The following is a 26,606-nucleotide window of genomic DNA, read 5'->3' on the forward strand; positions in this document are numbered from 1 at the left end:
AAGTATACCTTTTGAATTTATATTGATATATAATTAATCTACCTTATTATAGCAAATTCATATATAAAAAAATGCTAATCAAAAATTTAAGTATTTTCCCTTCTTTATCAAAGAACTTCTTATTAACCACACAAAATACTTTACTATATTATTTGGAAACAATTTTTTTAAATTCATTATATAACTACACAACAAGTGTTTTATTTTATCATAATAAATTTAAAAAAGTACATATAAAAATAGAACAAACATTCTTAATTTTTCCAAACAAAAAAGGTTCAATATAGTACAATATTGAACCTTAAAAATTAATGATATTAAACACAAGTAAAACGTTTATATTTTCAGCAGAAAATACTTCATCAATATCGTTTTATAAACAACATAATTTTCTATAAAACACTATCTATTTGAATAACAAATTTTGCTATTTTTTTAAATAAAACAGAATATTATTCTTCCATTTTTTTGAGTGCATTTTGTGCTGCTGCCTGCTCTGCTTCTTTTTTACTTTTTCCTGCTCCTTTTCCTAACACTTTATTGATATGATGTACTTCTGCCACAAATGATTTGCTGTGGTCTGGGCCTGTTTCCGACACAATAACATATTTTACAGGGTATCTACTTGTTTTTTGTATTACTTCCTGTAAATGTGTTTTATAATCTTTCATTTTAAAGCTATCTTTTGTTTGTTGTATTTCTTTTTCCATAAAGCTTAAAATGTATTTCGTTACACTTTCCATACCACCATCAATACAAATTGCTCCAATGACAGCCTCGAAAGTATCAGCCAATATAGAATCTCTATTTCTTCCTCCTGTAGTTTCTTCTCCTTTACCTAAAAAAAGATATTTTCCAAATTCTAACTGTCTTGCTAACTTTGCTAAAGAACCTTCACAAACCACACTCGCTCTCAGTTTTGTGAGTTCTCCTTCTGGCATTTGTGGATACATTCGATACATATATTCACTCACTACCATATCTAATACAGCATCTCCTAAAAATTCCAATCGTTCATTGTTTTCATGTTTTCCTTTTTTTTGTTCATTCGCAAAAGAACTGTGCATAAATGCCAAAAACAATATTTCTTTATCTGAAAATGTGTATTTTATTTTGTTTTCAAACTCTAGCATTTGTTGTGTATCCATATTATTTCTCCACTGCCATTTTGATATATTCTATTGCATCTCCAACTGTTTTTAATTTTTCTGCTTCATCATTGTCAAATTCAATTTCAAATTCTTCTTCCAATGCTGATATAATTTGGAACAAATCTAACGAGTCTGCTCCTAAATCCGCTAACACAGTATCCTCCTCTAATTCTGATGTTGAAATACCTAATTGCTCTCCAATAATTTCAATTACTTTGGCCTCTTCCATACTTATTACCTCCCAAACGATAGAATAATCATTTTTATACTTGCGAATGAAATCAGTATATTGATTATCAACATAAACTGATTTCTTATACCAAATACATTTTTTATTAATGTATGTATGGTATTATTTTTTTATAGCTACAAGCAGCACAAAATGAAAAAACATAACACAATATATGTTACTTTTAATTTTTATGATACATACAACAATTAATAAAATTGTACTGCAAATTTACTATTTTTTATAATATACTCCAAAACAAAGATTTTGTCAGCATTAATTTGATAAATTTGATATAAATTCAAAAAATTTATATTCTAAAAAGTTTCACACTATATGTTTTCCCCTATTTTAGAAACAATATCCGCTTCTATAAATAACATACATTGTTTAATGGCATTTTTTATTGCCTTTGCATTAGAACTGCCATGTGCTTTTACTACAAGGGATTTTAAACCTAAAAACGGTGCTCCTCCTATTTCGTCAGCATCTAATTTCTTTTTAATATTTCCAAATGGTTTTTTGAGTGCAGCCGCAGCAATTTTATAGTGTCCTACTGTAATTTCCTCTTTTATAATGCCCAAAAGTGCCATACTCAAACCCTCTGACAATTTTAATATGGTATTTCCTAAAAATCCATCACACACAACAATATCTGCTTCTCCAAAAGGAATTTCTCTCGGCTCTATATTTCCTATAAAATTCAAATCTGTTTCTTCCAGCAATTCATATGTTTCTTTTGTCAGTGCATTTCCTTTTTCTTTTTCTGCTCCTATATTTACAAGTGCTACTTTAGGATTTTTTATATCAAACATATTTTCTACATACACAGAAGCCATTTTTGCAAATTGTTGCAAATATTTTGCTTTACAGTCTACATTTGCACCACTATCTACTAAAAATGTAAATCCTTTTTTATTTGGTAAACAAGTACCCAATACAGGACGTTCTATCCCTTTTATACGTCCTACTATAAACAATGCTCCTGTTAATAATGCTCCTGTACTTCCTGCCGAAACAAAAGCATCTGCTTGTTTTTGTTTTACTAAATTCAATCCTACCACCATAGAAGAATTTTTTTTCTCTCTAATTGCTTTTGTAGGGGACTCCTCAGTTGTTATTACTTCTTCCGCTTCCACTATTTCTATACTATCACTATCATAGCTATATTTATTTAGTTCTGTTTCAATAGATTGTTTTTGTCCTACCAGTATGACATGAGCATTATATTGTTTTACACTATCTACAACACCCTTTACAATTTCCGCTGGTGCATTGTCACCACCCATAGCATCTACTGCAATTTTAATCAAATAAAACACCTCTTTTATGTTATATAAAACAGTTTCTAAAAAGAAAAGACAGCTGTCTGCTGTCTTTTCTTTTTGTTTATTAGTCTACGTTTATAACAACTTTTTTATTATAAGAACCGCAAGCTTTGCAAACACGGTGTGGTACCATTAATTCACCACATTTACTACATTTTACTAAATTTGGTGTCGCAATTTTCCATGATTGGGCTTTTCTTTTATCTCTTTTGGATTTAGACACACGTCCCTTTGGTACAGCCATTTCTACACCTCCTCATCAATATTGAAAAGAGTACGCAAACTTTCTAACCTTGGGTCAAATTCTGTATGATTACAGTTACACTGTCCTTCATTCAAGTTTTTACCACATTTTGAACATAATCCTTTACAATCTTCTTTACAAACAACTTTCATAGGCAAATTTGCCAATATACTTCGTTGTATTATATCCGTAAAATCAATTTGGTCGTCACAAAAAGTTTCCGCTTCTTTTTCATTTTCTCGCTCTATACTGCCTGCTTGATAAAACATTTCATTTATATCAAATGAAATAGGTATTTTTACTGTTTCTAAACAACGGCTACACAAAAATTCTGCTTCTGTATTGCCTTCTGCTTCTAACAGCATTCCCTTTTTGGTATTTGTCAAAGTACCTTTCACCTTAACAGGCTCTGAAAAACACACAACATCAGGATAACCTGTAGTATTTTCTATATTTTCAGAAAAAGACACTTCCATGCTTTCGCCTGTCTTGCCTATTATCTGAGAAATAGTCAGTATCACTCACATCACCCCAGTCGTACCTAAAGTATTATACAAAAAGGCCTATTATTTGTCAAGCAAGTCTTTTGTATCTCTTGCAATCATAAGCTCTTCATTTGTTGGTATAACAAGAACTCTAATGCGAGAGTCTGGTGCAGAAATTTCAATTGCTTTTCCTCTTAAACTATTATTATAAGAGTCAATATGAACACCTAAAAATGCTAAATAGTCACAAATTAAACGTCTAATGGAACCTGAATTTTCTCCTAATCCTGCTGTAAATACAATGGCATCTACACCATTCATAGATGCTGCATATTCTCCAATATATTTCGCTACACGATATGCAAATATATCAAGTGCTGCTTCCGCTCTAACATTTCCTTCATCTTTTGCACCTTCAATATCTCTAAAGTCACTAGATACACCAGAAATACCAAGTACACCAGATTTTTTATTCAATACATTATCCATTTCTGCTGGAGTTAAATTTTCTTTTTCCATCAAAAACGTAATTACTGCTGCATCAACGTCACCAGCACGAGTACCCATTACAAGCCCTTCCAATGGTGTAAAGCCCATAGAGGTATCAATAGATTTACCATTTCTTACTGCACAGATACTACCACCATTTCCTAAATGGCAAGTAATAATTTTAGACTCCTCTATTGGTCTGTTTATCATTTTTGCTGCTTCTTGTGCTACAAATTTATGGCTTGTACCATGGAAACCATATCTTCTAATTTTATATTTTTCATAGTATTCATATGGCAAAGCATAAAGATATGCTCTTTCTGGCATTGTTTGATGGAATGCTGTATCAAATACTGCTACCTGTGGCACACCAGGCATAATTTTTTCACAAGCATCTATACCAATTAAATTCGCTGGATTATGCAAAGGTGCTAATTCACAGCATTTTTGTATTGCTTGTTTTACTTCTGGAGTAATAACAACAGAATTTGCAAAATATTCTCCACCATGTACTACTCTGTGTCCTACTGCATTAATCTCTTTTACATTAGACACTACACCATGATTGCTATCTAAAAGAGCATCTATTACCATTTTTACTGCTACTGTATGGTCTTGCATATAATCATTAAATATTACATCATCTTTTCCTGCAGGCTGATGTTTTAATTTAGAACCTTCAATACCAATTCTTTCACAAAGGCCTTTTGCTAAAACAGCTTCTGTATCACTATCAATTAACTGATATTTTAAAGAGGAACTACCACAGTTTAAAACAAGAATTTTCATTTTTTTCTCTCCTTCATTCATTACAACTCAATACATTTACACTTTTTTATTTTTGCATTTGTGCCTGAATTGCTGTAATCGCAATTACACCAACAATATCTTCTGCAGAGCAACCTCTAGAAAGGTCATTTACTGGTTTTGCAATACCTTGCAGTATTGGACCATAAGCTTCTGCACCTGCTAATCTTTGTACTAATTTATAACCAATATTTCCTGCATCTAAATCAGGGAATACTAATACATTTGCTTTTCCTGCAACAGAACTGTCTGGTGCTTTTTGTGAGCCTATTTCTGGCACAATTGCTGCGTCTAACTGTAATTCACCATCTACTTTTAATTCTGGATATTTTTCTTTTGCAATACGAACGCCTTCTACTACTTTATCTACATCAGCGTGTTTTGCACTACCTTTTGAAGAATGGGAAAGCATAGCAATTCTTGCTTCTGCATCAACAAATGTTTCAAATGATTTTGCAGAACTTGCTGCAATACCTGCTAATTCCGCAGAAGTTGGGTTCTGATTTAATCCACAGTCTGCAAACAAAAATACACCATCTGCTCCATATGTTTTATCTGGGCATACCATCATAAAAAATGCGGAAACTAAATCTGCACTTGGGTCTGTTTTTAATATCTGCAATGCTGGACGCAATACATTTGCTGTTGCATGAATTGCTCCAGACACCATACCATCTGCAACACCTAATTTTACAAGCATAACACCGAAAAATAATGGGTCTTCCAACATTTTTCTTGCCTCATCTGCTGTAATGCCTTTACTTTTTCTAATTTCTACTAATGTATTTACTACTTCATCCATTCTTTCATAATTATCTGGGTCAATAAATGTTGCTTTTGATAAATCACACTCTGGTGCTACCTCTAATATTTTGTCTTTATTACCTACCAAAATAATATCAGCTAATCCTTCTTTTAGTGCTGCATCTGCTGCTTTTAAATTTCTAATTTCATAGGATTCTGGCAATACAATCGCTTTTTTGTCTTTTTTTGCTCTTTCTTTGATTTTTGTTATAAAGTCCACAACTAAAACCTCCTGCTCCATAAAAAAATAGTTATTTTGCTGTCTAATAAAAAATAATAGTTTTTTTTATTATTTGCTTTTACTTTTTATTAGTAAAATATACAGTAACAAATTGGTAATTTGCACCTTTTGTTATTATTATAAACAATCTATTAGTTGTATACAATAGCTAATTCAAAAAAATTCAATTTTTTCATTAATACAAAACTTTTTTTTATTATACTAATGGAAATTCCATTAAAAAAGTTGTTCCTCCATGTTGTCTACTTTCAATTTCTATTGTACCCCCTAATGCTGCTACTCCTGCATTGACTACATCTAATCCTACCCCTCTACCTGAAAATAAACTTACCATACTTTTCGTTGTAAAACCTGGTTTTAACAAAAAGTTATATATTTCTTGGTCTGTATAACATTCTTTTTCTTTTTTGAGTACACCTCTTTTTTCTGCAATTTGCAATATATTTTGTTTATCTAATCCTCTACCATCATCATAAAATGCTACAGAAACTTTTTGCCCTACTCTTTTAATTTCAATTCGTATTCTTCCTATATCACTTTTTCCCAACATTTGCCTTTCTTCTTTGGCTTCAATACCATGGTCCATACTATTTTTTACCATTTGCATTACTGCCATAGAAATTTTTTCATAAATATCTTTTGGTACTTCCGTTTCTTTTCCAATCATTTGTATTTGTACCTTTTTATTCAATTCTCTACCCATTACAGTTACCATTCTTTCTGCTTTTTGCAATAAACCATCAAAATTCTCAAAAGGAATTATCTTTCTTCCCTTTCTAGTATATTGCATATTTTCTGCATTAGGGTCTATTTCTTCTCCATCAATATGTTCTAAAAAATTTTTTATTCTTTTCACAATTGCCCAGCCAAAATCTGTAATCTCCTCTCCTGTTTCCATACGCTTTAATTCTCTTTTTACACAGCTGGAAACTGTTTTTGTTAAGCGAAGCAATGTTTTTAAATCTTGTTGATTAATATTATCTTCTTCTTGCAAATAGGAAAATAAATCCTCTGCTCCATGTATCATTTCTGCAATTGTTTGGTGTCCCATCATAAACGCAGAACCTTTAAAACTATGCAGTGTACGAAACATCTGTTTGCTCTCTTCTTTTGTAATAAAAATCTCTTTTTGGTCTATATATTTGCTTTCTAAAAAAGCATCAATTTTATCTATGCTTTTCCAAGCTTCTTCTATAAATATGTCTTGCAAAAAATCAAAGTTCAGGTTTTTCGTATCCAAAGTATCATTCCTCTTGACTAAAGTCATTTCTAAAAATACAATATAACAGACGTCATTCACATTTTTTTTAATATATTAAGTATATATCGAAATTACAAACAATACCATAGTAAAATTTAATAAATTGTAATAAATTTGTTACACTTTTACTGTTTAAATACCATGATAACTTTATGATATATACTATTATAAAGCTTTTTTTATTCTATTTTTTGTTTTTTTAAAAATTGTTATACTTTTTTTATATTTTTACTTTTTTTGTTCATAATTTTTTAAATTATAATACAGTATTAAATAATACAATAATTTCAGAAAGGAGAAAGGCATATTATTTTATGCCTATAAAATAAACATGAAAATACTTGGTATTATTGCAGAATACAATCCTTTTCATAATGGTCACAGCTATCAAATACAAAAAGCAAAACAAATAACAAATGCTGATGCTGTTGTTGTGATAATGAGCGGAAATTTTGTACAAAGAGGAGAACCTGCTATTTTAGACAAATGGACAAGAACACACATGGCACTTTGCAGCGGTGCAGATATTGTAATAGAATTACCTGTGATTTATGCTACTGCCAGTGCAGAATATTTTGCTCATGCCTCTGTAAAATTATTTCATGATATGGGTATTATTACCGATATTTGTTTTGGCTCAGAATTAGGAGAAATCACTCCTCTACAACAAATTGCTAAATTACTTTTAAAAGAACCAGAACCATTTCGCAAAATATTAAAACAAAAATTACAACAAGGTGTTTCTTACGCTTCTGCTCGTTGTACTGCTCTTTCACAATACTATCCAGACAGTGAAGCAATACTTTCTCAACCCAACAATATACTTGCTATAGAATACATTAAAGCTTTACTTAAACTAAATAGCCATATTTCTCCTCACACCATTACTAGAAAAAATTCTGACTATAATAGTATTTATTTATCTCATAAAAATATGGCTTCTGCTTCTGCTTTAAGAAATGCTATAGCACAAAATAATATCAAACAAATCAGTCAATACATTCCTTCAGAATGTTACAATATTTTATGTGAAAGTATTTCACAAGCAAAATCACCTATATTTTTAGAACAATTTACTTCAGCTTTACATTATTGTATTCGTAACAAAACCCCTGATGAAATCAAAAATATATTTGAAGTAACAGAAGGATTAGAAAACCGTATATACAAAGCATTTAATACACAATACGAACTCAAAGACATTATTTCTTTTATTAAAACAAAGCGATACACTCAAACACACATACAAAGAATACTTTTACACATATTACTACAAATAAAAAAAGAAGATATACTTTATTTTAATGACACAACATACTGCCCTTATATTCGTGTATTAGGATTTCATAGGCAAAAACAACAAATATTATCATTGCTTAAAAAACACTCTTCACTACCCTTACTTACCAATTTAAAGCAATACCAAACTATTTTAGATAAAAAAGGGCAATACTTAGTATCCATCGAAACAAAATCTACTGACATTTATTTTATGGCATCTCCTAATAAAATATACCGTTGTATGCGTCAAGATTTTATACGCCCTATGGTTATGATTTCTTCTACTCAAACATAATATTAATTATTAAAAAAATATTATATTACACAAAGGAGAATAAGCCATGAAATCACAAAATTTTTTTTTAACAATAGCTACACTTTTTTTACTCTTTTGTCTTTTATGCTTTCCTCAAGCACTTTTACAAAAATCAATAGAAAGTGTAGATTTATGGTTTCATACAGTGCTGCCTTCTTTATTTCCTTTTTTAACAGCAACAGGCATTTTAATCCGTTTAGGCATTGCTCACAAATTAGGTTCTATTTTTCAGCCTATTATGAAACCTATATTTGGGCTTTCTGGTATTTGTGCTTTCCCCCTTATATTAGGTATGATTTCTGGCTATCCTTCTGGTGCAAAAATAACTGTTACACTTTATCAAAATAAAGCTCTTTCTCAAAAAGAAGCTCAAGCAATACTTGCCTTTTGTAACAATCCTGGCCCTCTTTTTGTAGTAGGCACAGCAGGCACTGCCTTTTTAAAAAATCCAGCAATGGGATATTTTATGCTTTTTTGTATATTTGCTGGAGCAATTACTACAGGAATATTTCTTCGCTTTTTTTATAAAACAGAAAATAATATTAGTCTAAATTCTTGTTATACTATTACTACTCCTTCTAACATAGAACCTATAGGAAAAATATTAGCAAATTCTGTTGCTGATGCTATGGAAACAGTGACTCAAATTGGTGGTTTTATTATTCTTTTTGGTGTTATAATAGAAGCATTTTATCAGACAGGCATTATTACATTTTTTGCAAAATATCTTTCTAATATATTTTCTCTCTCTCATGCTGCCATTGCAGCAATATTAGGCGGCATATTAGAAATGACAAACGGTGCTTTTCTTTTAAGTCAGTCACCAGAACAAATACATACACAACTTACAGCGATTACTGCAATACTTTCATTTGGTGGATTATCTATATTAGCACAAACATTAGGCATATTATCCCCTATTGCTATATCCAGTGCAAAGTATTTTTTTTCAAAATGCCTCAACAGCATTTTTTCAGCTATAATATGTTTTTTTTGTTATCCTCTTTTTCAAAATAAATTAATAAAAGCAGTTTCTGTAAGTTCCTTTACTACAAAAACTGCTCCCATTTACAATACTTTTTTTGTTTTTTATTTGTGTTTTTTATTGTTCGCATTATTATTACTTTCTCTTTATCGTTTGCATCAAAAATAATTTTTATCTTCCTAAACGTAATTCTTGTATGTTTTCAGACAATACTGACAGTGTATCACCAAAGTATTGGTCTGTTTTCATACTTTCATCATACACTACATTTTTAAGTTCTCTTAATCTCTCCTGTGCTGTACCAAGCACTTCTTCTGCATATTCCATAGCACCAATACGCAGTTCTTTTGATGTCTTTTTCGCATTGTCTACAATCTCCGCTGCTTGCTCATATGCCAATTTTGTGACCTCATTTTCATCTACCATACGTTTGACACGTTCTTCTGCATTTTTTACAATTTCATCTGCTTCTTTTTGAGCATCAATTAGTATCTTATTTCTTTCTTCAATCACCCATTTTGATTGCTTTAATTCGTTAGGAAGTTTCATACGAATTTCTGTAATAATCTCATACAGTTCTTCTTTGTCAACAGATACTCTATTACTAAAGGGTACTGCACGGCTATTATCTAATGTTTCTTCCAATTCGTTTAACAAATCTAAAACTGTTTCCATATTGCATTCCCTCACTTCTTATATTTTTCTGCTATAAACTTCCTGATTTCTTTTGGCACCATAAAATCAATATTTCCTCCAAACACTGCAACTTCTTTTACATTTGTAGAACTCAATGCCAAATGTTCCTCATCTGCTGCTAAAAAAATTGTTTCGATTGCTCCATACAATTTTCTGTTAATCAAATACATTTGAAATTCGGCTGCAAAATCTATACTATTACGCAATCCCCTAATGGCAACTGTTGCTCCAATTTCTTTCGCAAAATCTACAAAAAGCCCTTGAAAAGACGCAATTTCTACATTTTTAATCTCTTTTGTAACCAATTCTAAATGATGTTTTCTCTCTTGTACTGTAAATAGTGCCTTTTTATTGGGGTTTTCCAATATCGCTACTACTAAATGGTCTGTAATCTCTGCTGCCCTTTTTATAATGTCAAGGTGTCCTAATGTAACAGGGTCAAAACTCCCTGCATAAATTGCTTTTATCATACTTCTTTTTCCTCCAACGCCAGAAATGTCATCACTGTCGTTTTATAGTTCTTTTCTTTTACCATATTTAAACCACAAATTTCTTTTCTCTGTATTTGTGCACTTCTTTCCCATATAATATAGCCTTGCTGTTTCAACAATCCATATTCCACAATTTTACTACAAACCTCTTCTGCCAATACTGACTGATAAGGCGGGTCTAAAAATATAATGTCAAACTTTTTCTGCTGTAGTTTCAATAAAGAAAGTGCTTCTTCTACATCTTTTTGCAACAAAACAGCATATTGTTGTAATTTTGTATGTTCTAAATTCTCTATTATTATTTCACAGGCTTTTTTTGACTTCTCTACAAAAATACATTGCTGTGCCCCTCTACTAAGTGCCTCAATACCTATTGCACCACTACCTGAAAACAAATCTAAAAATTGACACTGAGGCAAATCAAATGCAATCATATTAAATAATGTTTCTTTAATACGGTCTGTTGTAGGTCTTGTCTGAAAACCTTCTATTGTTTTTAATTTATGTCCTTTTGCCTTTCCTGAAATGACACGCATATTTTGTCACACCTTTTTTTACAAAATATTTCTTATTTCGTCAAATGAACAAACTTTTTTTCTATTTTCTACATCTTTTAGAGTATAGCAAATAATATATAAAAAAACAATAATAAATCTTTTACAAAAAACTTACTATTATGATATTTTTCCTAATTATATAGACAACTGTGCATCTTTCCACAACGCTGTTACTTGTTGTTTTAGTTGTTGATGTATTTCTAACTGCAACAGTTTATCTTTTTCAAGCAATGTTTCTGCTGCTTGTTGTGCCTCTTTTAATATAGACATATCTTTATATAAATTACCGATTTTTAATTCTGGTAAACCATGTTGTTTCGTTCCAAAAAATTCTCCTGGCCCTCTTAATTTTAAATCCATTTCTGATATGACAAAGCCATCACTAGACTTTGACATCACATTCATTCTTTGTTTCGCTATTTTATTCTTTCCTTCATTTATCAGTATACAATAAGACTTTTCGCTTCCTCGTCCTACTCTACCCCTCAACTGATGTAGTTGTGCCAATCCAAAACGTTCTGCATTTTCAATAAGCATAATTACTGCATTTGGTACATTAATGCCTACTTCAATTACTGTTGTAGAAACCAATACATCAATTTCCCCTTTTGAAAACTGTTGCATAATACTTTGCTTTTCTTTTGCTTTCATTTTACCATGCACACAAGTTACTTTATACCCTTTTAATGTCCCTTCTTGCAATGCCTCTGTATAAGAAAGTACTGCTTGTACTTCCATTTTTTCATTTTCTTCTATCATAGGACAGATAATATAACATTGCAAACCCATATCAGCATACTTTTTTATAAAATGGTATATCCTTTCTCTATAAGCAGGTGTTACAGCAATAGTATCAATTTTTTTCCTTCCTGGAGGCAATTCGTCAATAATAGAAATATCCAAATCTCCATACAATATCAATGCTAATGTTCTAGGTATCGGTGTCGCTGTCATAACAAGTACATGAGGATTGTTTCCTTTTTCAGACAATGCACTTCTTTGCCTTACACCAAAACGATGTTGTTCATCTGTTATAACCAATCCTAATTTATAAAATATTACACTTTTTTGTATAACAGCGTGTGTACCTAATATCATTTGTGCTTCGCCTGTAGAAATTTGTTCTAATATTATCTTTTTTTGTTTCGCTGTCAAAGAACCTGACAACAATACTGTTTTTATACCCAAATGCTCAAATATTTCACAAAAAGATTGATAATGTTGTTCCGCTAAAACTTCTGTAGGCACCATCAACGCCACTTGATAGCCATTTTGTATTATCCAATATGCTGCTGTCATAGCTATAGCAGTTTTACCACTTCCTACATCTCCCTGTACAAGTCTATTCATTACTTTTCCTTTTATCATATCTTTTTTGATTTCTTCTAATACTTTTTTTTGTGCATTGGTCATAGTAAAGGGCAGCATATTTTCAAATTCTTCTACAGCATATTCTTTTTGTAATACAATACCTTTTTTTCCTTCCTGCAATGTTTGTTTCATCAAAAGCAACCCCAACTGCAACAAAAAAAATTCTTCAAATACAAGTCTTCTTTTTGCTTGAAAAAACCTCTCTTGTGTTTGAGGAAAATGTATATTCTCTATTGCAAAATTACACTCACAAAGCAAATATTCTTTCCTTATCCAATAAGGCAAGCATTCCTGTAACTGTCCTTTCAACTGCTCCAGCACTTCCCCTATTAGCTTTCTCCATATTTTTTGTGACAAGCCATTTACAGAAGGGTATATTGGTACAATTTTATCTATAGCAATTTCTGCTTTTTCATATTCTGGAGAAGCTACTTCTAATTTACCATATTTTTTTTGCAATTTGCCCGTAAACAAATATTGTGTTTTTTCATCAAACGCTTTTTTCATATATATCTGATTATACCAAACAGCAAAAACACTCCCTGTTTCATCATACAATTTTAAACGAGTAAATGTAATATTTTTGACACGTATACTTTCCCCTTGTCCCTTTACACAAGCAATAAATGTATTTTCTTCATTTAATACCAAATCTTTTATTTTACACACATTACTTCTATCATTATATTCTCTTGGAAAATGTGTCAATAAATCTTTTGTGGTATAAATACCAATACGATTTAATTTTTTTGCTCTCTGCTCTCCTATATTGGGTAGCTCTGAAACAGTACAGTTCAAATCCATATTTTTACACTCCTATAAAAAAACGTCATAAAAAAACGTAATCGTTCTTTCATAACGCTCTTTTATTATTCTACAAATTTTATTCTACAGAAATAATATAATAATATAATGGTTGTCCTCCTCTTTGCAATTCTACATCACAATTTGGAAAATTCTTTTCTGCATATTTTTTTACATTTTCTGCTTCTTTTTGTGTCACATCTTCTCCATAATAAATACTAATCATTTCTGATTGTTCTGTTACTACTTTTTCAAGCAAATCTTTTGCACCTTTTTCAGCACTTTTTGATATGATAGCAATGCTATCTTCCTGCATACCTATGATATCTCCTTCTTGTATTTGTTTTCCATCAAATACGGTTTCTCTTACTGCATATGTGACACTTGCCGATGAAACAGTTTCCATACTTTCTATCATAGTTTGCTGCATTTGCTGCACATCTTGTTCCATTACATTCAACATTGCTGCAATACCTTGAGGTACTGTTTTAGAAGGTATTACTATAATCGTTTTATCCTTCACTAATTTCGCTGCTTGTTCTCCTGCCAATATAATATTTTTATTATTAGGTAATACAAAAACTGTTTTTGCATTTACTTTTTCTACAGCATTTAATATATCTTCTGTACTAGGGTTCATCGTTTGTCCCCCTTGTATCACTTCATCTACACCTAAATTTTTAAATATTTTATTTAAACCATCTCCTGGAGAAACTGCAACAAATCCAATTTCTTTTTGTTCTAATGTTTTTTGTTCTATTTGTTCTGTTTTATATTTTTGAGAAGAAGAAAAATCAATGCGATTAGTATGTTGTTGCCTCATATTATCAATTTTTAATCCACTTAATTGTCCTATTAACAACGCTTTTTCTAATGCAAGTCCAGGGTGGTCTGTATGCACGTGTATTTTAATTAATTCCTCATCGCTTACACAAACAATAGAGTCCCCTATTGTAGCAAGATATGTTTTCAAATTTTGTACTACTTTTTCTTCCACATTATTTACTAATATAAAAAATTCTGTACAATATCCAAATGTAATACTAACATTTTCTACAGAAGCCAATGCTTCAAAATTTTCTGATTGATTTTGTGAAGGTTCTGCTATTTTTAGCACTTCTATACTATTCCTACTTTCAAAAGCTCCCTCTAGCAAATAAAGTAAGCCTTTTCCACCTGCATCTACAACACCTGCTTGTTTTAATACAGGCAACATTTCTGTTGTTTGCAAAAGCATAGCATTTCCATCTTCTATTATTTTTTGAAAAAATACATCAATATCCTGTGTTGTTTCTGCTATTTTAGAAGCACTATCTGCACAAGCTTTTGCTACCGTCAATATCGTACCCTCTTTTGGCTTCATAACTGCCTTATATGCCGTTTTTACTGCCTGTTGGAGTGCTTGTGCTAATTCTTTTGTATCAGCTTCCTCTAAGTCCTGTAAGCCTTTTGAAAAGCCTCTCAATATTTGAGAAGTAATTACTCCAGAATTTCCCCTTGCTCCACGCAATGCACCATTTGATATAGCTTTTGCTACTTCGCTTATAGAAAGAGAATTTATTTTTTCTGCCTCTTTTGCTGCTGCCAGTGCCGTTAATGACATATTTGTACCTGTGTCACCATCTGGTACAGGAAATACATTGAGTGCATCTACAATATGTTTTTTTTCATTTAGACGGTTTGCTCCTGCAATCATCATTTTTTTCAGTATCAAACCATTTAATTTTGTTAATGCCACTTTGTTTTTCCTCCTCAATTAGTTATCTACACGAACGCCATCTACAAAAATATTAATACCCTCTACCTGCAATCCAGCATATTCTTCTACTTTATATTTTACAGTGCTAATAATATTATTTGCAATAACAGAAATATTTGTTCCATATTCTACTATAATATGAAATTCTAAATTGATTTTATTTTCATTAATTGTCATTTTAATTCCTTTTGTCAAACTTTCCAATTTTAAAAGCTGTACTAGTCCATCTTTTACATTTTTTGCTGCCATGCCTACAATGCCATAACAATCCAAAGCTGCATAACCTGCAATTCTTGCAATTACTTCATAATCTATTGTAATAACGCCATATTCGTTTTCTAATTTTGCCGTCATAATGTTTCAACCTCCCAAAAATAGTCTTATATTATGATTTTGTTTCAGTATACCATTAAACACTACTTTTTTAAATGGAAAATATAAAAAAACTTTATTAACAATAACATATTTTCATTTTTTTGACAATACCAACCATTTATCCATTTATTTTATCAGAAATAATATAGTAAAAAACAAAATACTGTATTGCAAAAAATATTGTTTTCTGATAAAATACTTTTGTTGTGTCACATAAGCAAGCAAGGAGGTGCTTTATAATGGCTAAATGTGAGATTTGTGAAAAAGGTCAAATGAAAGGCCACAGAATTAGTATTAACCGTAGTCAGGTTAGTAGACGTGCAAACAGAAAATGGAAACCTAATGTAAAAAAGGTAAAAATCATTGATAGCGGAACAGTAAAATCAATTTACATCTGCACAAGATGTTTACGTTCCAATAAAGTAACACGTGCAATATAATAAATAATACCCACTAAAATAATAGTGGGTATTATTTTTTTATATTTCTTTAACAATCAGAAAATAATAAAAATCCTCCTGTTGCTACTAATATTACTGCTACTATAAATCCCCACCAAGGTATAATTAACACAACTAACATACCGCACCCGCCAGAAAACAATGCTAAACCTAACAGACGCTTTTGAGGCACACCACCAAACCGTCTGCCCATACATAGCCACCTCATTTTTTTTATTTTATTATTATATTATACTCCCTATTCATAAATTTATATTACAAAATAAATATAAAAAAAGCTCTGCTCATTTTATTTTTAGCAGAACTTTTTTATTTTTTATCAGTCTTTTGATTGTATTACAAACAAATATCCTGTTTTAATAGAAATTTTACATTGTTTCTGTAGCATAACATTACTTACTGCTACAATGTCATCATCTATTGTTAAAGTATGGTTTGTTAATGGATAGGCAAATCCTTCTAATGTAATTCCTGTTACTTCCATAGAAAGCGGAATAGTAGAAACCAAATCGCCTTTTTCTCCTTCTATCACAATACTACTATCAATCAATTCTACACAATTTTTTTCATCAACAAGTCTTGCTCTTACTCTCTTTTTTAAAACTCTTAAAAGTAAATGTGCATTTGCTAATGTATGGTCAAATCGGCTGCCTATACCTCCAAATATTACAATATCATTTGCTCCCAATTCTATAGCAAAATCTAATCCTAATTCCATATCTGTTTCATCTTTATGTGTTGGAACTGTTTTAATAGGAATATTCAAATTTTTATAATATTGTAAATCTTCTTTTTTACAAGAGTCAAAATCTCCTAATATATAGTCTGGTGTTAATGCTAATGCTCTTGTATGCCCTATACCACCATCACAACACACAATTATATCTGTATTTTCTATATATTTTTTACAAAAGTCATATTCCTTTATTTCTGCACCTGCAAATAATATTACTTTCATTTTTGTTTCTCCTGTAATATATTTAAAAATTCTTTTGTTCTATTCTCCACATCTTCCGTTCCAAAAACAGCAGAACCTGCTACAACAACATTTACTCCTGTATCAAGTATCTCTCTTACATTATCTTTATTTACACCGCCATCTATTTCAATATCAAAAGAAAGATTTTTTTGCTCTCTTATTTTTACCAACTCTGTTACTTTTTTCATTTTATCTGCCATAAATTTCTGTCCACCAAATCCTGGTTCTACTGTCATAATAAGCACCATATCCACATCTTCTAAATAAGGTACAATTTCTGATACAGGTGTGTTAGGTTTTATTGTAATGCCTGTTTTTGCTCCTAAACTTTTTATTTTGGAAAGTGTAGAAGCTACATTTTTTGTTGCCTCTACATGAAAATTAATAATGTCTGCTCCTGCTTTACGAAATGCTTCCACATAACGCTCTGGTTCTACAATCATTAAATGTACATCAAATATTAAATTCGAATTTTTTCTTATACTTTGTATCACAGGAATGCCAAATGATATATTAGGCACAAATATACCGTCCATAACATCTAAATGGATATATTCTGCACCTCCTTTTTCTATTTGTTGCAATTGTTGTCCAAGTTTTGTAAAATCTGCTGCTAATAATGATGGGGAGAGTATATTTTTCATATTATTTTTTCCTTTCTTTTTCCTCTAATTCTTCATAAATTGTTACATATCTGCGGTATCTTATTTCACTAATATCTTTATTTAACTGTTTTTTTACAGCACAATCTGGTTCATGTGTATGGCTACAACTTGTATAATAGCATTTGTGTACATAATCTTGAAATTCTTTAAAATAATATTGTAGTGTTTCTGTTGTAATCCCTTCTAAATACAATGAAGTAAATCCGGGTGAGTCTACTATATAACTTTGTTGTCCTATTTGTATTAATTCTGCATGACGTGTAGTATGACGTCCTCTTTGTATCTTTTTACTGATTTCACCTGTTTCCATTTTAGCATGAGGAAATGCTATATTGATTAAACTAGATTTTCCCACGCCTGACGGGCCAGCAAATACAGATATTTTATTTTGAAGCGTTTGTTTTAATTCTTCTATACCAATCTCCTTTTCTGCACTGACACAAAGCACAGTATATCCTACGGCACGATACAATTCTGCTATATTTTCATATTGTTTTGTTTTATCTTTATCAATTTTATTAATACAAATTACAATATCAAGCTTTTGTTCTTCTACTAAAAGTAAAAATCGGTCTAATAAATCTAAATTCAAATTAGGACTTTTTGCTGCAAATACAATCACTGCTTGGTCAACATTTGCTACTCTAGGACGAATTAGTAACGTTTTTCTTTGCTGAATGACGTCCAAACTTCCCTCTTTATTTTTTTCATCTAATATAGATATTTCAACATTATCTCCTACAGTAGGTTTAATTCCCTCTTTTCGGAATATTCCTCTTGCACGACATTCATAAACACCTGTTTCTGTGTCTACATAGTAAAAACCACCAATTCCTTTTATAATTGTTCCTTTTAACATAATTCTCCTTTCTTATTCAGTCAAATAAGGCATTATTAAATTTACGCTATCAATTTATTTATAACAGACAACATTTGACAATACATTGTTATACAATAAAAAATTATATCGCTAAACAACATTAGTAAATATTTTCCGCCACTCAGGCGGAAAATTTACTAAAAATCTATTAAAATGCGTCACTCCACATTTGAACACCATCTATATAACAAGTGATTTGTCCCTCTCCTGAACCTGAAATTGGTACAGAAAATGGCAATGCCCTTTGTTCATCTAACACGACTGTTTCACCATTATCATCTGTCTTCACTATTTTAATGTGAGCATTTGTAATGCCTGCTGCTGGTGGATTAACAGTATATGTTTTTGTTTTCGTTTTTTGTGGTGGCTGTGTTTGTTCTGTCTGTTGTGTTTCATCATCTGTATTATCTGGTGTCTGTTCTGGTGGTGTTGTATTATCTGTATTTTCAGTATCTTCTGGTTTTTCTGATTGTTGTGTGTCTTTTTTACCCAAACTAATTACTAATCCTACTTCTGTTCCTTCTGGTACTTCTTCTCCTGTTTCTTTTGTTTGTGTAATAACAACACCTTGTTCAACTGTATCACTTTCTACTGTTGTAATATCTCCTACATTCAATTTAGAAGATTTCAATGCTTTTTCTGCTCTAGATTGTGTCAATCCTTCTACTTTTGGTACAATTGTTGTTTTGGTTTCTTCTCCCCTTGAAACCACTATTCTAACTGTAGTATCTGCTGTGATTTTTGTACCAGAAACAGGATTTTGTTCCATAACAGTATCCATTTCAGCATCTTCATCATATTCATAAGATACTTTCGGTTCTTTTCCTATGAGATTTTTTATTTTTTCTATTGCAACATCGCCTTTATCTCCCAACAAATCAGGCATTACTTCTTCTACTACTTCTGAACCTAAGCTGACTGTAACACCTACCTCTATTCCCTTTTTAATTTCACTGTTTTCTGGTGTAGATTGTTCTACAATAATGCCTTGTGCATATTTTTCATTATAAACTGATTTTTCTTGTACCACACGATAGCCTTCTTTTTCTGCTAATTCTTGTGCTGCATTTAATTCCATTCCTACAAAAGATTTTACTTTTATATTATCAGAACTATCACCAAAAAGTCCTGCTTTTGTTCCAAATGCTTTTACTCCTATTGCACTAATTAACGCAATAATAATAAGTGCTGTTGCTACTGCTGCTACAACAACTTTTGTTTCTTTTCCTCTGTCATAGCTTTGTTCATATCCTTCTTCCTGTCTAGGATTTCTTCTGTTTTGCATATCCAATTTAGGGCGTCTACTTCTTCTAACTGGTTCTACCTGTTCGTATTCTTTTTCGAAATCATCATCTTTTGAAATTCTAATATTTTTGATAGGCTGTTTTTCTTGTCTTGACATCATTTCCTCTGCAGCAGCTAATTCTTCTTGTTGTCTTATCTGCTCCGCACGTCTTGCTTCTGCCTCCGCTTGTTTTCTATTGTTATCTACAGCAGAAAGATATTGTATTTCAGGAGGAGGAGATGATGGCCTTTGTGGTGATTGCTGTACAAAATTTCCATTTACCTCATTTCTTGCTTTTATCAAGTCTTGTATCATTGCATCTATTGTCAAATATCTTTCATCTGCTTTTTTTCTTGTCGCTTTTCTAATAATCATTTCCAAACTTGTGGACACTTTAGGATTAAACTGACGAATATCTGGCAATTCTTCATTAATTTGTTTCATAGCAACAGCAACAGATGTATTTGCCTGAAAAGGTAGTTGTCCTGTTACCATTTCAAACATTGTAATGCCTAATGAATAAATATCACTTTTTTCATCTACATAACCGCCTCTCGCTTGTTCTGGTGAAAAATAGTGCACAGAACCCATTGCTGTATTACTTGTTGTCACAGTTGCACCATTTGCTGCTCTTGCAATACCAAAGTCTGTTACTTTGACAATACCATCTGTACCTACCAATACATTTTGTGGTTTAATATCTCTATGTATGATATGGTTTTTATGTGCTTGTTCAATTCCCGATGCAATTTGTATTGCAACATTAATAGTTGATTTTGTATCAAAAGGAGCTTTCTCTCTAATTGCTTGTTTTAATGTATCTCCATGAACATATTCCATTACAATAAAATAAACATTACCCTCTTGTCCTACATCATATACACGTACAATATTAGTATGTGAAAGTTTTGCAGCTGCTAATGCCTCTGAACGAAAACGTGTTTTGAACTCTTCATCTCCAATAAATTCTTCTCTCAATATTTTTACAGTAACATATCTTTGAAGTGTTCTATCTTTTGCTCGAAACACGATTGCCATACCGCCAGAGCCTATTTTTTCCAGTAATTCATATCTATCTGATAATACAGTACCTATTTGTAACATTGTTATTCACCTCTTTATATTTCAATTAATATTAATGAAATATTATCCAAGCCACCTTTTTCATTTGCTAAAGCAACCAATTTTTTTACTTTTTCTTCTGTAGAACATTGTTCTATTAAAATTTTCGTTATTTCTTTTTTTGATACCATATTACTTAAGCCATCTGTACAGAGAAGTATTTTATTTCCCTGTTTAATTTCTTCTATTATTGTATCTGCTTCTACTTCTTCACGAATGCCTATTGCTCTTGTAATAATATTTCTTTTGGGGTGTACTTCTGCCTCTTCTCTTGTGATACTTCCAATTTTTACTAATTCCATAACATAAGAGTGATCTGTCGTTATTTGTTGTAAATTATTTTCTCTAAACAAATATACTCTACTATCTCCTACATGAACAACAAACATTTTTTCGTTTTCTATTGTTACTGCAACTAGTGTTGTACCCATATCCAAAAATTCTATATTTTCTTTGGATTTTTTGTATACTTTTTTGTTACATTGTGCTACTGCATTTATCATTTTATCTAATGTTTCTCCATTTACTGCATTTTCCATTGCTTCTACAAATGCAGTAATTGCCGTACTGCTTGCTACTTCTCCAGCATTACACCCTCCCATACCATCAGCTACTAAATATAAATTTTTTTGTTCATTGATATATATTGCATCTTCATTATTTGTCCTTCTCATACCAATTACACTATTACCAACTGCTTTCATACTAACACCTCCTAAAACATCATGGTATACCAAATTATTTCTATTTGGTATTACGTTTTTTTACCTTTTTGATAACTTCTTCTAAGTTGTCCACAAGCTGCATCAATATCACTTCCCAATTTTCTTCTAATTGTTACTTCAACACCTTTTTTTTCTATTATTTGAGCAAATCTTTGCACTCTTTGCTCACTACTTTTTATATATTCTCTTTCTTTTACAGTATTCACAGGTATCAAATTAACATGGCAAAGCATATTATGTAATTTAAAAGCTAATTCTTCTGCACAACTATCACTATCATTTACACCTTTTATCAAAGCATATTCAAATGTAATACGTCTTTTTGTTTTATCACTATATTCTTTACAAACTTTTAAAACTTCTTCTATACTATATTTTTTTGCAACAGGCATAATACTTTGTCTTATAGTATCATTAGGTGCATGAAGAGATACTGCTAATGTAATTTGCAAATCTTCCTCCAATAAATTATATATTTTTTCTACCAAAGCACAAGTAGAAAGTGTAATATGTCTTTGTCCTAAACAAAGTCCTTTTTCATCATTTGCTAGACGAATAAAGCGTAACACATTATCATAATTATCCAAAGGTTCACCGCTTCCCATAAGTACCACACTTGAAATACGTTCTCCTATATCTTTTTGTATTTCATAAATTTGTGAAAGCATTTCTCCTGCTGTCAAATTTCTTTCTACACCATTTATTGTAGAAGCACAAAAACGGCAGCCCATACGACAACCAGCTTGTGTAGAAATACAAGCTGTATTTCCATAATGATATCTCATTAAAACACTTTCTATTACTAAACCGCCCTCTATTTCAAACAAATATTTTATAGTGCCATCTATTTGTGAAACTAATTTTTTTACTTGTTTTACACCAGAAATAGTACCATATTTTTTTAATTTTTCTCTTAGATTTTTAGAAATATTTGTCATATCTTCTATTTCTGTTATGTGCTTTTTATGCAGCCAATCAAATATTTGTTTTGCTCGAAATGTAGGTTCTTCCCATTGTATGAGTATTTCTTCCCATTCTTTTAGTGTTATAGAAAGCATATCCATATTTTGCATATTTGTTACTCCTTTCGCCTAAAGCGAGCAATAAAAAACCCGTCCGTATGATGTATATGAGGATATAATGAAATATATCCCTTTTTTGCTGTTTCTGTTTCCATTTTAGAAGATAAAAATGGGCTAATATCTTCTAATTCAAAATTTTTATGTTGCTGTAAAAACCATTCCACATTTTTCTCATTTTCTTTTTTACATAGTGTACAAGTGCTATATACAAGTATCCCATTTTTTTTCACATATTTTGCGGATTGTTTTAATATATCTTTTTGCAACAACAATATACTGTCAATATCATTTCCATTCTTTTTTAATCTTATATCTGGTTTTTTTCTTATCAATCCTAGTCCAGAACAAGGAGCATCTACTAAAACCCTATCAAATGCTTCTTTATAGCTTTGTTCAAATACACTACCATCTTGCTGTTTTGTAGTAATAATAGTAATGCCTAACCTTTCTGCTCCTTCTTTTAGTAATTCTAATTTATTTTCATAAATATCACAGCAGTAAATTTGTCCTTTATTATTCATTTTTTCTGCCATCAAAAAGCTTTTTCCTCCAGGAGCAGCACAAATATCTAATATCTTTTCTCCTGACTGGGGAGAAAGTACTTCTACTGCAGTAACAGAACTTTCATCTTGTACATGAAATTTTCCTTCATAAAATGCTTCTAATTTTCTCATGTCCGCTGTTTTAGATAAGTGTAACACATTTTTATAATAATTTCCTTGTTTTACTAAAATTCCTTTTTGTTCTAATTCTTTTTTTAGCTGCTCTGTAGTATTACATAGCGTATTTACAACAACTGTTACATCTGGTGAAATATTATTATATTTGCAAAGTTGTTTTACAAAATCATAGTCATACTGATGTAACCACATTTTTAAAAGCCATACAGGGTGAGAATATTTTAAACTAATATACTCTACAGGACATTGCTTTTCTTCTGGCAAAACAATACTTTCTTTTTGTCTTATAATATTCCTTAAAACACCATTTACAAAACCTGCTAAACTACCTAAACCTCTTTTCTTTGCTAATTTTACTGCCTCATCACATACTGCATTTTCTGGCACATTCATAAAATATATTTGATATACTGCTGTTCTTAACACAGCTAACAAATATGGTTTTATTTTTTGAATTTTTACAGTAGAAACACTATCAATTACAAAATCAATGTAATATAAATTGCGTAAAGAACCATTCACAATTTCTGTAACAAATGCTCTGTCTTTTTGAGGCATTGCTCCATTTTGACGAAGTAGCTTTCTAAGCACTATAGTATTATACTTTCCTTCTTTTAAAATTTCTACAAGAGCCTGTGTTGCTATTTCTCTTGGATTAATTTGTATTGTCATTCTTTTTTCTCCTAAATTTTCATACCATATTAAACTTTAAAATTATTATAACGATTACTCTTATAAAACAATATTTTACATGATATATTTTATTGTCGCAACTGTTTTTATTTTTCTGTTTTTTGAAATAGAAAGGGGAAAGACACTTTACAGTATCTTTCCCAATTTATTACTCTATTTTACCATTTTTTAATCTCTGTTACGACTAGATATTAATGACAACAATCTTAACAAGTTTACAATCGCTGTTGCTGCCGCTGCAACATAAGTCATAGCTGCTGCTTTTAATACTTTTCTTGCACCGCTCAATTCTGAGCCATATAAATAGTTTCTATCTTCCAACATATTTAATGCCCTTCTGGAAGCATCAAATTCTACTGGCAATGTTACCAATGAAAATAACACTACAAATAAAAATAGCACTACACCTGCTACCATTAAATAGTAACTCCAACTACTGTTAATAGCTAATCCTATTATAACCAAAGGAATAGACCACTTAGAGCCTATATTTGTAAAATGAACCATGGCACTTCTTATCCACAAAAAGCTATAATTTTCTGCGTGCTGTATAGCATGGCCTGTTTCATGTGCTGCAACACCTAATGCTGCTACAGATGGACTGCCATATACAGTAGAGGATAGCCTTAGTACTTTGTGAACAGGGTCATAATGGTCTGTTAAACTTCCTGCAATACTTTCAATTCTAACATCTCTAATACCTGCATGCTCTAACATTTGCCTTGCTACTTCTGCTCCTGTCAGTCCTTTACTATTGGCTACACTTGAATACCTTTGAAATGTACTGCTTACGCCAATTTGTGCTACAACACTAAATATCATTACAATAAAAAATAACCCTAAATAAGATGTGTTATATCCCCAAAAAATAATAATCACTCCATTTCCAAACTACTTTATTACTATTTTTTATTTTATTTACGACATATAGTTCTATTTTGTCTGTTTTTAAATTAAAATTGTTCCTATTTCTATGTTGTGTCCTCTCAAATAAGCATCTGCTCCCATTCTTTTTTTGCCTTTTGCTTGTACCTCTGTCACAACAATACTACCATCTCCAGCAGTTACAACAAATCCTTTTTTTGTCACTGCTGTTACTTCTCCTATTTTTGAAGCAGTTTGTTCTATTTTTTCTGCTTGCCATATTTTCAGTACTTCCCCATTATAAATAGTATATGCTGTTGGTGCTGGGTCTAAACCATGTATCAAACAAATAATTTCATCACATTTTTTTGACCAATCTATATGACCTGTTTCTTTTGTAATCATAGGAGCATAAGTAGCTTCTTGTTCTTTTTGAGGTATTCTTTGCAATGTGCCATTTTCCAACCCTTCTATTGTTTTTAAAAGAATATTGGCTCCTATTACAGATAATTTGTCATGAATACTACCATAAGTATCTTGTTGTGACACAGCAATACTTTGTTTTAAAAGCATATCTCCTGTGTCCATTCCTTTTGCCATATACATCGTTGTAACACCTGTTTCTTTTTCGCCATTGATAATAGACCATTGCAAAGGTGCTGCGCCTCTATATTTTGGTAGCAAAGAACCATGTACATTGATACAACCATATTTTGGCATATTTAATATTTCTTCTGGTAGTATCTGACCAAATGCTGTCACTGCAATCAGTTCTGCATTGTATGTTTTTAATTTCTCTATAAATTCTTTTTCTCTTACTTTTGCTGGTTGAAGTACTTCAATATCTGATTGCAATGCTTTTTCTTTTACAGCAGAAAAAGCCATTTTTTTCCCTCTACCTTTCGGTTTATCCGGTTGTGTTACAACAGCAACTACATCATGATGCTGTAAAAGTATTTCTAATGAAGGTACAGCAAATTCTGGTGTACCCATAAAAATAATTCTCATTCTTCGTCCTCCCATACTGTTTCTGTATCAGGTATTGCTTTATCTGTATAAAGTATACCATCTAAGTGGTCTGTTTCATGACAAAGTGCTACTGCTAATAGTTCTGTACCTTCTACTACAATTTTTTCTCCTTCTCTGTTTAATGCTTCTACTTTAACATATTCTGGACGTTCTACATGAGCACTTTTTCTAGGTAAGCTCAAACAAGCCTCATCTCCTACTACTGCCCCTCTTGTTTCTACTATCACAGGATTGATTAACTCCATCAGTCCCTCCCCTACATCAATTACAACCACTCTTTTCAATATACCAACTTGAGGTGCAGCAAGTCCAACACCATTAGCTTGATACATAGTATCTGCCATATCATCTAACAATGTAGTGATTTTTGGTGTAATTTGTTTTACCTCTTTGCATTTTTTTCTTAATACTTCATCACCTTTTAAGCGAATTTCTCTAATAGCCATTATTTTTTTCTCCTTCCAATA

General features: G+C 31.2%; 28 protein-coding genes. 3 read left to right on the top strand and 25 right to left on the bottom strand.

Annotated features, from left to right (window positions below; translation table 11 throughout):
- Positions 1–452: 452 nt before the first annotated feature.
- The 8 genes from rnc to C820_RS00510 all read right to left on the bottom strand — a co-directional run bounded on the left by rnc (position 453) and on the right by C820_RS00510 (position 7,018).
- Entirely contained in the window at positions 453–1,148 is a 696-nt protein-coding gene (gene rnc, locus C820_RS00475) for a ribonuclease III (protein ID WP_004036327.1), read from the bottom strand.
- A gap of 1 nt (position 1,149) precedes the next feature.
- Entirely contained in the window at positions 1,150–1,380 is a 231-nt protein-coding gene (gene acpP / locus C820_RS00480; protein ID WP_004036325.1) for an acyl carrier protein, read from the bottom strand.
- A 332-nt stretch (positions 1,381–1,712) separates the two neighbouring features.
- Positions 1,713–2,690 carry a phosphate acyltransferase PlsX gene (gene plsX / locus C820_RS00485; protein ID WP_180313411.1) on the bottom strand — a complete coding sequence of 326 codons (978 nt, stop codon included), beginning with the start codon at positions 2,688–2,690 and terminating at the stop codon, positions 1,713–1,715.
- Between the two features lie 82 nt (positions 2,691–2,772).
- On the bottom strand, positions 2,773–2,952 hold the full coding sequence (gene rpmF / locus C820_RS00490) for a 50S ribosomal protein L32 (RefSeq protein WP_004036323.1): 180 nt from the start codon (positions 2,950–2,952) through the stop codon (positions 2,773–2,775).
- Positions 2,953–2,954: 2 nt separating this feature from the next.
- Positions 2,955–3,473 carry a YceD family protein gene (locus tag C820_RS00495; RefSeq protein ID WP_051057755.1) on the bottom strand — a complete coding sequence of 173 codons (519 nt, stop codon included), beginning with the start codon at positions 3,471–3,473 and terminating at the stop codon, positions 2,955–2,957.
- A gap of 45 nt (positions 3,474–3,518) precedes the next feature.
- Positions 3,519–4,715: an acetate kinase gene (locus C820_RS00500; protein WP_035296188.1), complete on the bottom strand. Its 1,197-nt coding sequence runs from the start codon at positions 4,713–4,715 to the stop codon at positions 3,519–3,521.
- A 46-nt stretch (positions 4,716–4,761) separates the two neighbouring features.
- Positions 4,762–5,757 carry a phosphate acetyltransferase gene (gene pta / locus C820_RS00505; RefSeq protein ID WP_004036320.1) on the bottom strand — a complete coding sequence of 332 codons (996 nt, stop codon included), beginning with the start codon at positions 5,755–5,757 and terminating at the stop codon, positions 4,762–4,764.
- Between the two features lie 217 nt (positions 5,758–5,974).
- Positions 5,975–7,018 carry an ATP-binding protein gene (locus C820_RS00510; protein WP_004036318.1) on the bottom strand — a complete coding sequence of 348 codons (1,044 nt, stop codon included), beginning with the start codon at positions 7,016–7,018 and terminating at the stop codon, positions 5,975–5,977.
- 352 nt (positions 7,019–7,370) lie between these two features.
- On the opposite strand from C820_RS00510, the gene C820_RS00515 reads away from it, so the two are divergent.
- Both C820_RS00515 and C820_RS00520 read left to right on the top strand, forming a co-directional pair.
- The gene (locus C820_RS00515) at positions 7,371–8,615 is read left to right on the top strand and encodes a nucleotidyltransferase (RefSeq protein WP_004036317.1); all 1,245 of its coding nucleotides are present in this window, start codon (positions 7,371–7,373) and stop codon (positions 8,613–8,615) included.
- Between the two features lie 46 nt (positions 8,616–8,661).
- Positions 8,662–9,789, top strand: coding sequence for a nucleoside recognition domain-containing protein (locus C820_RS00520; protein WP_004036316.1), 1,128 nt, complete (start codon positions 8,662–8,664; stop codon positions 9,787–9,789).
- A 3-nt stretch (positions 9,790–9,792) separates the two neighbouring features.
- Here the strand turns inward: C820_RS00520 and C820_RS00525 are convergent, their stop codons facing one another.
- The 6 genes from C820_RS00525 to C820_RS00550 all read right to left on the bottom strand — a co-directional run bounded on the left by C820_RS00525 (position 9,793) and on the right by C820_RS00550 (position 15,653).
- Entirely contained in the window at positions 9,793–10,296 is a 504-nt protein-coding gene (locus C820_RS00525; RefSeq protein WP_004036315.1) for a hypothetical protein, read from the bottom strand.
- 11 nt (positions 10,297–10,307) lie between these two features.
- Complete coding sequence (gene coaD, locus C820_RS00530; protein WP_004036314.1) at positions 10,308–10,787, bottom strand: pantetheine-phosphate adenylyltransferase; 480 nt, start codon at positions 10,785–10,787, stop codon at positions 10,308–10,310.
- Positions 10,784–11,344, bottom strand: coding sequence for a 16S rRNA (guanine(966)-N(2))-methyltransferase RsmD (rsmD, locus tag C820_RS00535; RefSeq protein ID WP_004036308.1), 561 nt, complete (start codon positions 11,342–11,344; stop codon positions 10,784–10,786). Before rsmD ends, coaD begins: the two co-directional genes overlap by 4 nt.
- A gap of 156 nt (positions 11,345–11,500) precedes the next feature.
- A complete protein-coding gene (gene recG, locus C820_RS00540) occupies positions 11,501–13,540 on the bottom strand; it encodes an ATP-dependent DNA helicase RecG (protein ID WP_004036306.1) in 2,040 nt (679 codons plus the stop codon).
- Between the two features lie 79 nt (positions 13,541–13,619).
- Complete coding sequence (locus C820_RS00545) at positions 13,620–15,278, bottom strand: DAK2 domain-containing protein (RefSeq protein WP_004036304.1); 1,659 nt, start codon at positions 15,276–15,278, stop codon at positions 13,620–13,622.
- Positions 15,279–15,296: 18 nt separating this feature from the next.
- On the bottom strand, positions 15,297–15,653 hold the full coding sequence (locus tag C820_RS00550; RefSeq protein WP_004036302.1) for an Asp23/Gls24 family envelope stress response protein: 357 nt from the start codon (positions 15,651–15,653) through the stop codon (positions 15,297–15,299).
- Positions 15,654–15,913: 260 nt separating this feature from the next.
- Here C820_RS00550 and rpmB point away from each other — a divergent pair, with 260 nt between their 5' ends.
- Entirely contained in the window at positions 15,914–16,114 is a 201-nt protein-coding gene (gene rpmB, locus C820_RS00555; RefSeq protein ID WP_004036301.1) for a 50S ribosomal protein L28, read from the top strand.
- 49 nt (positions 16,115–16,163) lie between these two features.
- On the opposite strand, the gene C820_RS00560 is transcribed toward rpmB, so the two are convergent.
- From C820_RS00560 to def, 11 genes are all read right to left on the bottom strand, one after another.
- Positions 16,164–16,328: a hypothetical protein gene (locus C820_RS00560; RefSeq protein WP_004036300.1), complete on the bottom strand. Its 165-nt coding sequence runs from the start codon at positions 16,326–16,328 to the stop codon at positions 16,164–16,166.
- 126 nt (positions 16,329–16,454) lie between these two features.
- Positions 16,455–17,093 (bottom strand): thiamine diphosphokinase, encoded by a 639-nt coding sequence (locus tag C820_RS00565; protein ID WP_004036299.1) that lies wholly within the window; start codon positions 17,091–17,093, stop codon positions 16,455–16,457.
- Positions 17,090–17,758 (bottom strand): ribulose-phosphate 3-epimerase, encoded by a 669-nt coding sequence (rpe, locus tag C820_RS00570; RefSeq protein ID WP_004036298.1) that lies wholly within the window; start codon positions 17,756–17,758, stop codon positions 17,090–17,092. The genes C820_RS00565 and rpe overlap by 4 nt, the downstream gene beginning before the upstream one ends.
- 1 nt (position 17,759) lies before the next feature.
- Positions 17,760–18,638: a ribosome small subunit-dependent GTPase A gene (gene rsgA, locus C820_RS00575; protein ID WP_004036297.1), complete on the bottom strand. Its 879-nt coding sequence runs from the start codon at positions 18,636–18,638 to the stop codon at positions 17,760–17,762.
- Positions 18,639–18,807: 169 nt separating this feature from the next.
- The gene (gene pknB, locus C820_RS00580) at positions 18,808–21,048 is read right to left on the bottom strand and encodes a Stk1 family PASTA domain-containing Ser/Thr kinase (protein ID WP_004036295.1); all 2,241 of its coding nucleotides are present in this window, start codon (positions 21,046–21,048) and stop codon (positions 18,808–18,810) included.
- A 14-nt stretch (positions 21,049–21,062) separates the two neighbouring features.
- A complete protein-coding gene (locus tag C820_RS00585) occupies positions 21,063–21,770 on the bottom strand; it encodes a Stp1/IreP family PP2C-type Ser/Thr phosphatase (RefSeq protein ID WP_004036293.1) in 708 nt (235 codons plus the stop codon).
- Between the two features lie 50 nt (positions 21,771–21,820).
- The gene (gene rlmN / locus C820_RS00590; RefSeq protein WP_004036290.1) at positions 21,821–22,864 is read right to left on the bottom strand and encodes a dual-specificity RNA methyltransferase RlmN; all 1,044 of its coding nucleotides are present in this window, start codon (positions 22,862–22,864) and stop codon (positions 21,821–21,823) included.
- A gap of 5 nt (positions 22,865–22,869) precedes the next feature.
- Positions 22,870–24,225, bottom strand: a complete 1,356-nt coding sequence (rsmB, locus tag C820_RS00595; protein ID WP_004036288.1) for a 16S rRNA (cytosine(967)-C(5))-methyltransferase RsmB — start codon at positions 24,223–24,225, stop codon at positions 22,870–22,872.
- Positions 24,226–24,414: 189 nt separating this feature from the next.
- Complete coding sequence (locus C820_RS00600) at positions 24,415–25,125, bottom strand: zinc metallopeptidase (protein ID WP_004036286.1); 711 nt, start codon at positions 25,123–25,125, stop codon at positions 24,415–24,417.
- Between the two features lie 69 nt (positions 25,126–25,194).
- Positions 25,195–26,118 (bottom strand): methionyl-tRNA formyltransferase, encoded by a 924-nt coding sequence (fmt, locus tag C820_RS00605; protein WP_004036284.1) that lies wholly within the window; start codon positions 26,116–26,118, stop codon positions 25,195–25,197.
- Positions 26,115–26,585 (bottom strand): peptide deformylase, encoded by a 471-nt coding sequence (gene def, locus C820_RS00610; protein WP_004036283.1) that lies wholly within the window; start codon positions 26,583–26,585, stop codon positions 26,115–26,117. Before def ends, fmt begins: the two co-directional genes overlap by 4 nt.
- Positions 26,586–26,606: the final 21 nt, after the last annotated feature.

The sequence above is a fragment of the Clostridium sp. MD294 genome, from assembly GCF_000364165.2.
GTDB lineage: Bacteria > Bacillota > Clostridia > Lachnospirales > Anaerotignaceae > Coprocola.

Coding starts and splice junctions, on each gene's coding strand:
- rsmD (WP_004036308.1), bottom strand. CDS start 11,344: ATGCGTGTCATTTCAGGAAAGGCAAAAGGACATAAATTAAAAACAATA.
- rsmB (WP_004036288.1), bottom strand. CDS start 24,225: ATGACAATACAAATTAATCCAAGAGAAATAGCAACACAGGCTCTTGTA.
- rpmB (WP_004036301.1), top strand. CDS start 15,914: ATGGCTAAATGTGAGATTTGTGAAAAAGGTCAAATGAAAGGCCACAGA.
- C820_RS00520 (WP_004036316.1), top strand. CDS start 8,662: ATGAAATCACAAAATTTTTTTTTAACAATAGCTACACTTTTTTTACTC.
- C820_RS00550 (WP_004036302.1), bottom strand. CDS start 15,653: ATGACGGCAAAATTAGAAAACGAATATGGCGTTATTACAATAGATTAT.
- recG (WP_004036306.1), bottom strand. CDS start 13,540: ATGGATTTGAACTGTACTGTTTCAGAGCTACCCAATATAGGAGAGCAG.
- rsgA (WP_004036297.1), bottom strand. CDS start 18,638: ATGTTAAAAGGAACAATTATAAAAGGAATTGGTGGTTTTTACTATGTA.
- rnc (WP_004036327.1), bottom strand. CDS start 1,148: ATGGATACACAACAAATGCTAGAGTTTGAAAACAAAATAAAATACACA.
- acpP (WP_004036325.1), bottom strand. CDS start 1,380: ATGGAAGAGGCCAAAGTAATTGAAATTATTGGAGAGCAATTAGGTATT.
- C820_RS00515 (WP_004036317.1), top strand. CDS start 7,371: ATGAAAATACTTGGTATTATTGCAGAATACAATCCTTTTCATAATGGT.
- def (WP_004036283.1), bottom strand. CDS start 26,585: ATGGCTATTAGAGAAATTCGCTTAAAAGGTGATGAAGTATTAAGAAAA.
- rpe (WP_004036298.1), bottom strand. CDS start 17,758: ATGAAAAATATACTCTCCCCATCATTATTAGCAGCAGATTTTACAAAA.
- C820_RS00565 (WP_004036299.1), bottom strand. CDS start 17,093: ATGAAAGTAATATTATTTGCAGGTGCAGAAATAAAGGAATATGACTTT.
- C820_RS00500 (WP_035296188.1), bottom strand. CDS start 4,715: ATGAAAATTCTTGTTTTAAACTGTGGTAGTTCCTCTTTAAAATATCAG.
- rpmF (WP_004036323.1), bottom strand. CDS start 2,952: ATGGCTGTACCAAAGGGACGTGTGTCTAAATCCAAAAGAGATAAAAGA.
- pknB (WP_004036295.1), bottom strand. CDS start 21,048: ATGTTACAAATAGGTACTGTATTATCAGATAGATATGAATTACTGGAA.
- fmt (WP_004036284.1), bottom strand. CDS start 26,118: ATGAGAATTATTTTTATGGGTACACCAGAATTTGCTGTACCTTCATTA.
- C820_RS00560 (WP_004036300.1), bottom strand. CDS start 16,328: ATGGGCAGACGGTTTGGTGGTGTGCCTCAAAAGCGTCTGTTAGGTTTA.
- rlmN (WP_004036290.1), bottom strand. CDS start 22,864: ATGCAAAATATGGATATGCTTTCTATAACACTAAAAGAATGGGAAGAA.
- C820_RS00585 (WP_004036293.1), bottom strand. CDS start 21,770: ATGAAAGCAGTTGGTAATAGTGTAATTGGTATGAGAAGGACAAATAAT.
- coaD (WP_004036314.1), bottom strand. CDS start 10,787: ATGATAAAAGCAATTTATGCAGGGAGTTTTGACCCTGTTACATTAGGA.
- C820_RS00525 (WP_004036315.1), bottom strand. CDS start 10,296: ATGGAAACAGTTTTAGATTTGTTAAACGAATTGGAAGAAACATTAGAT.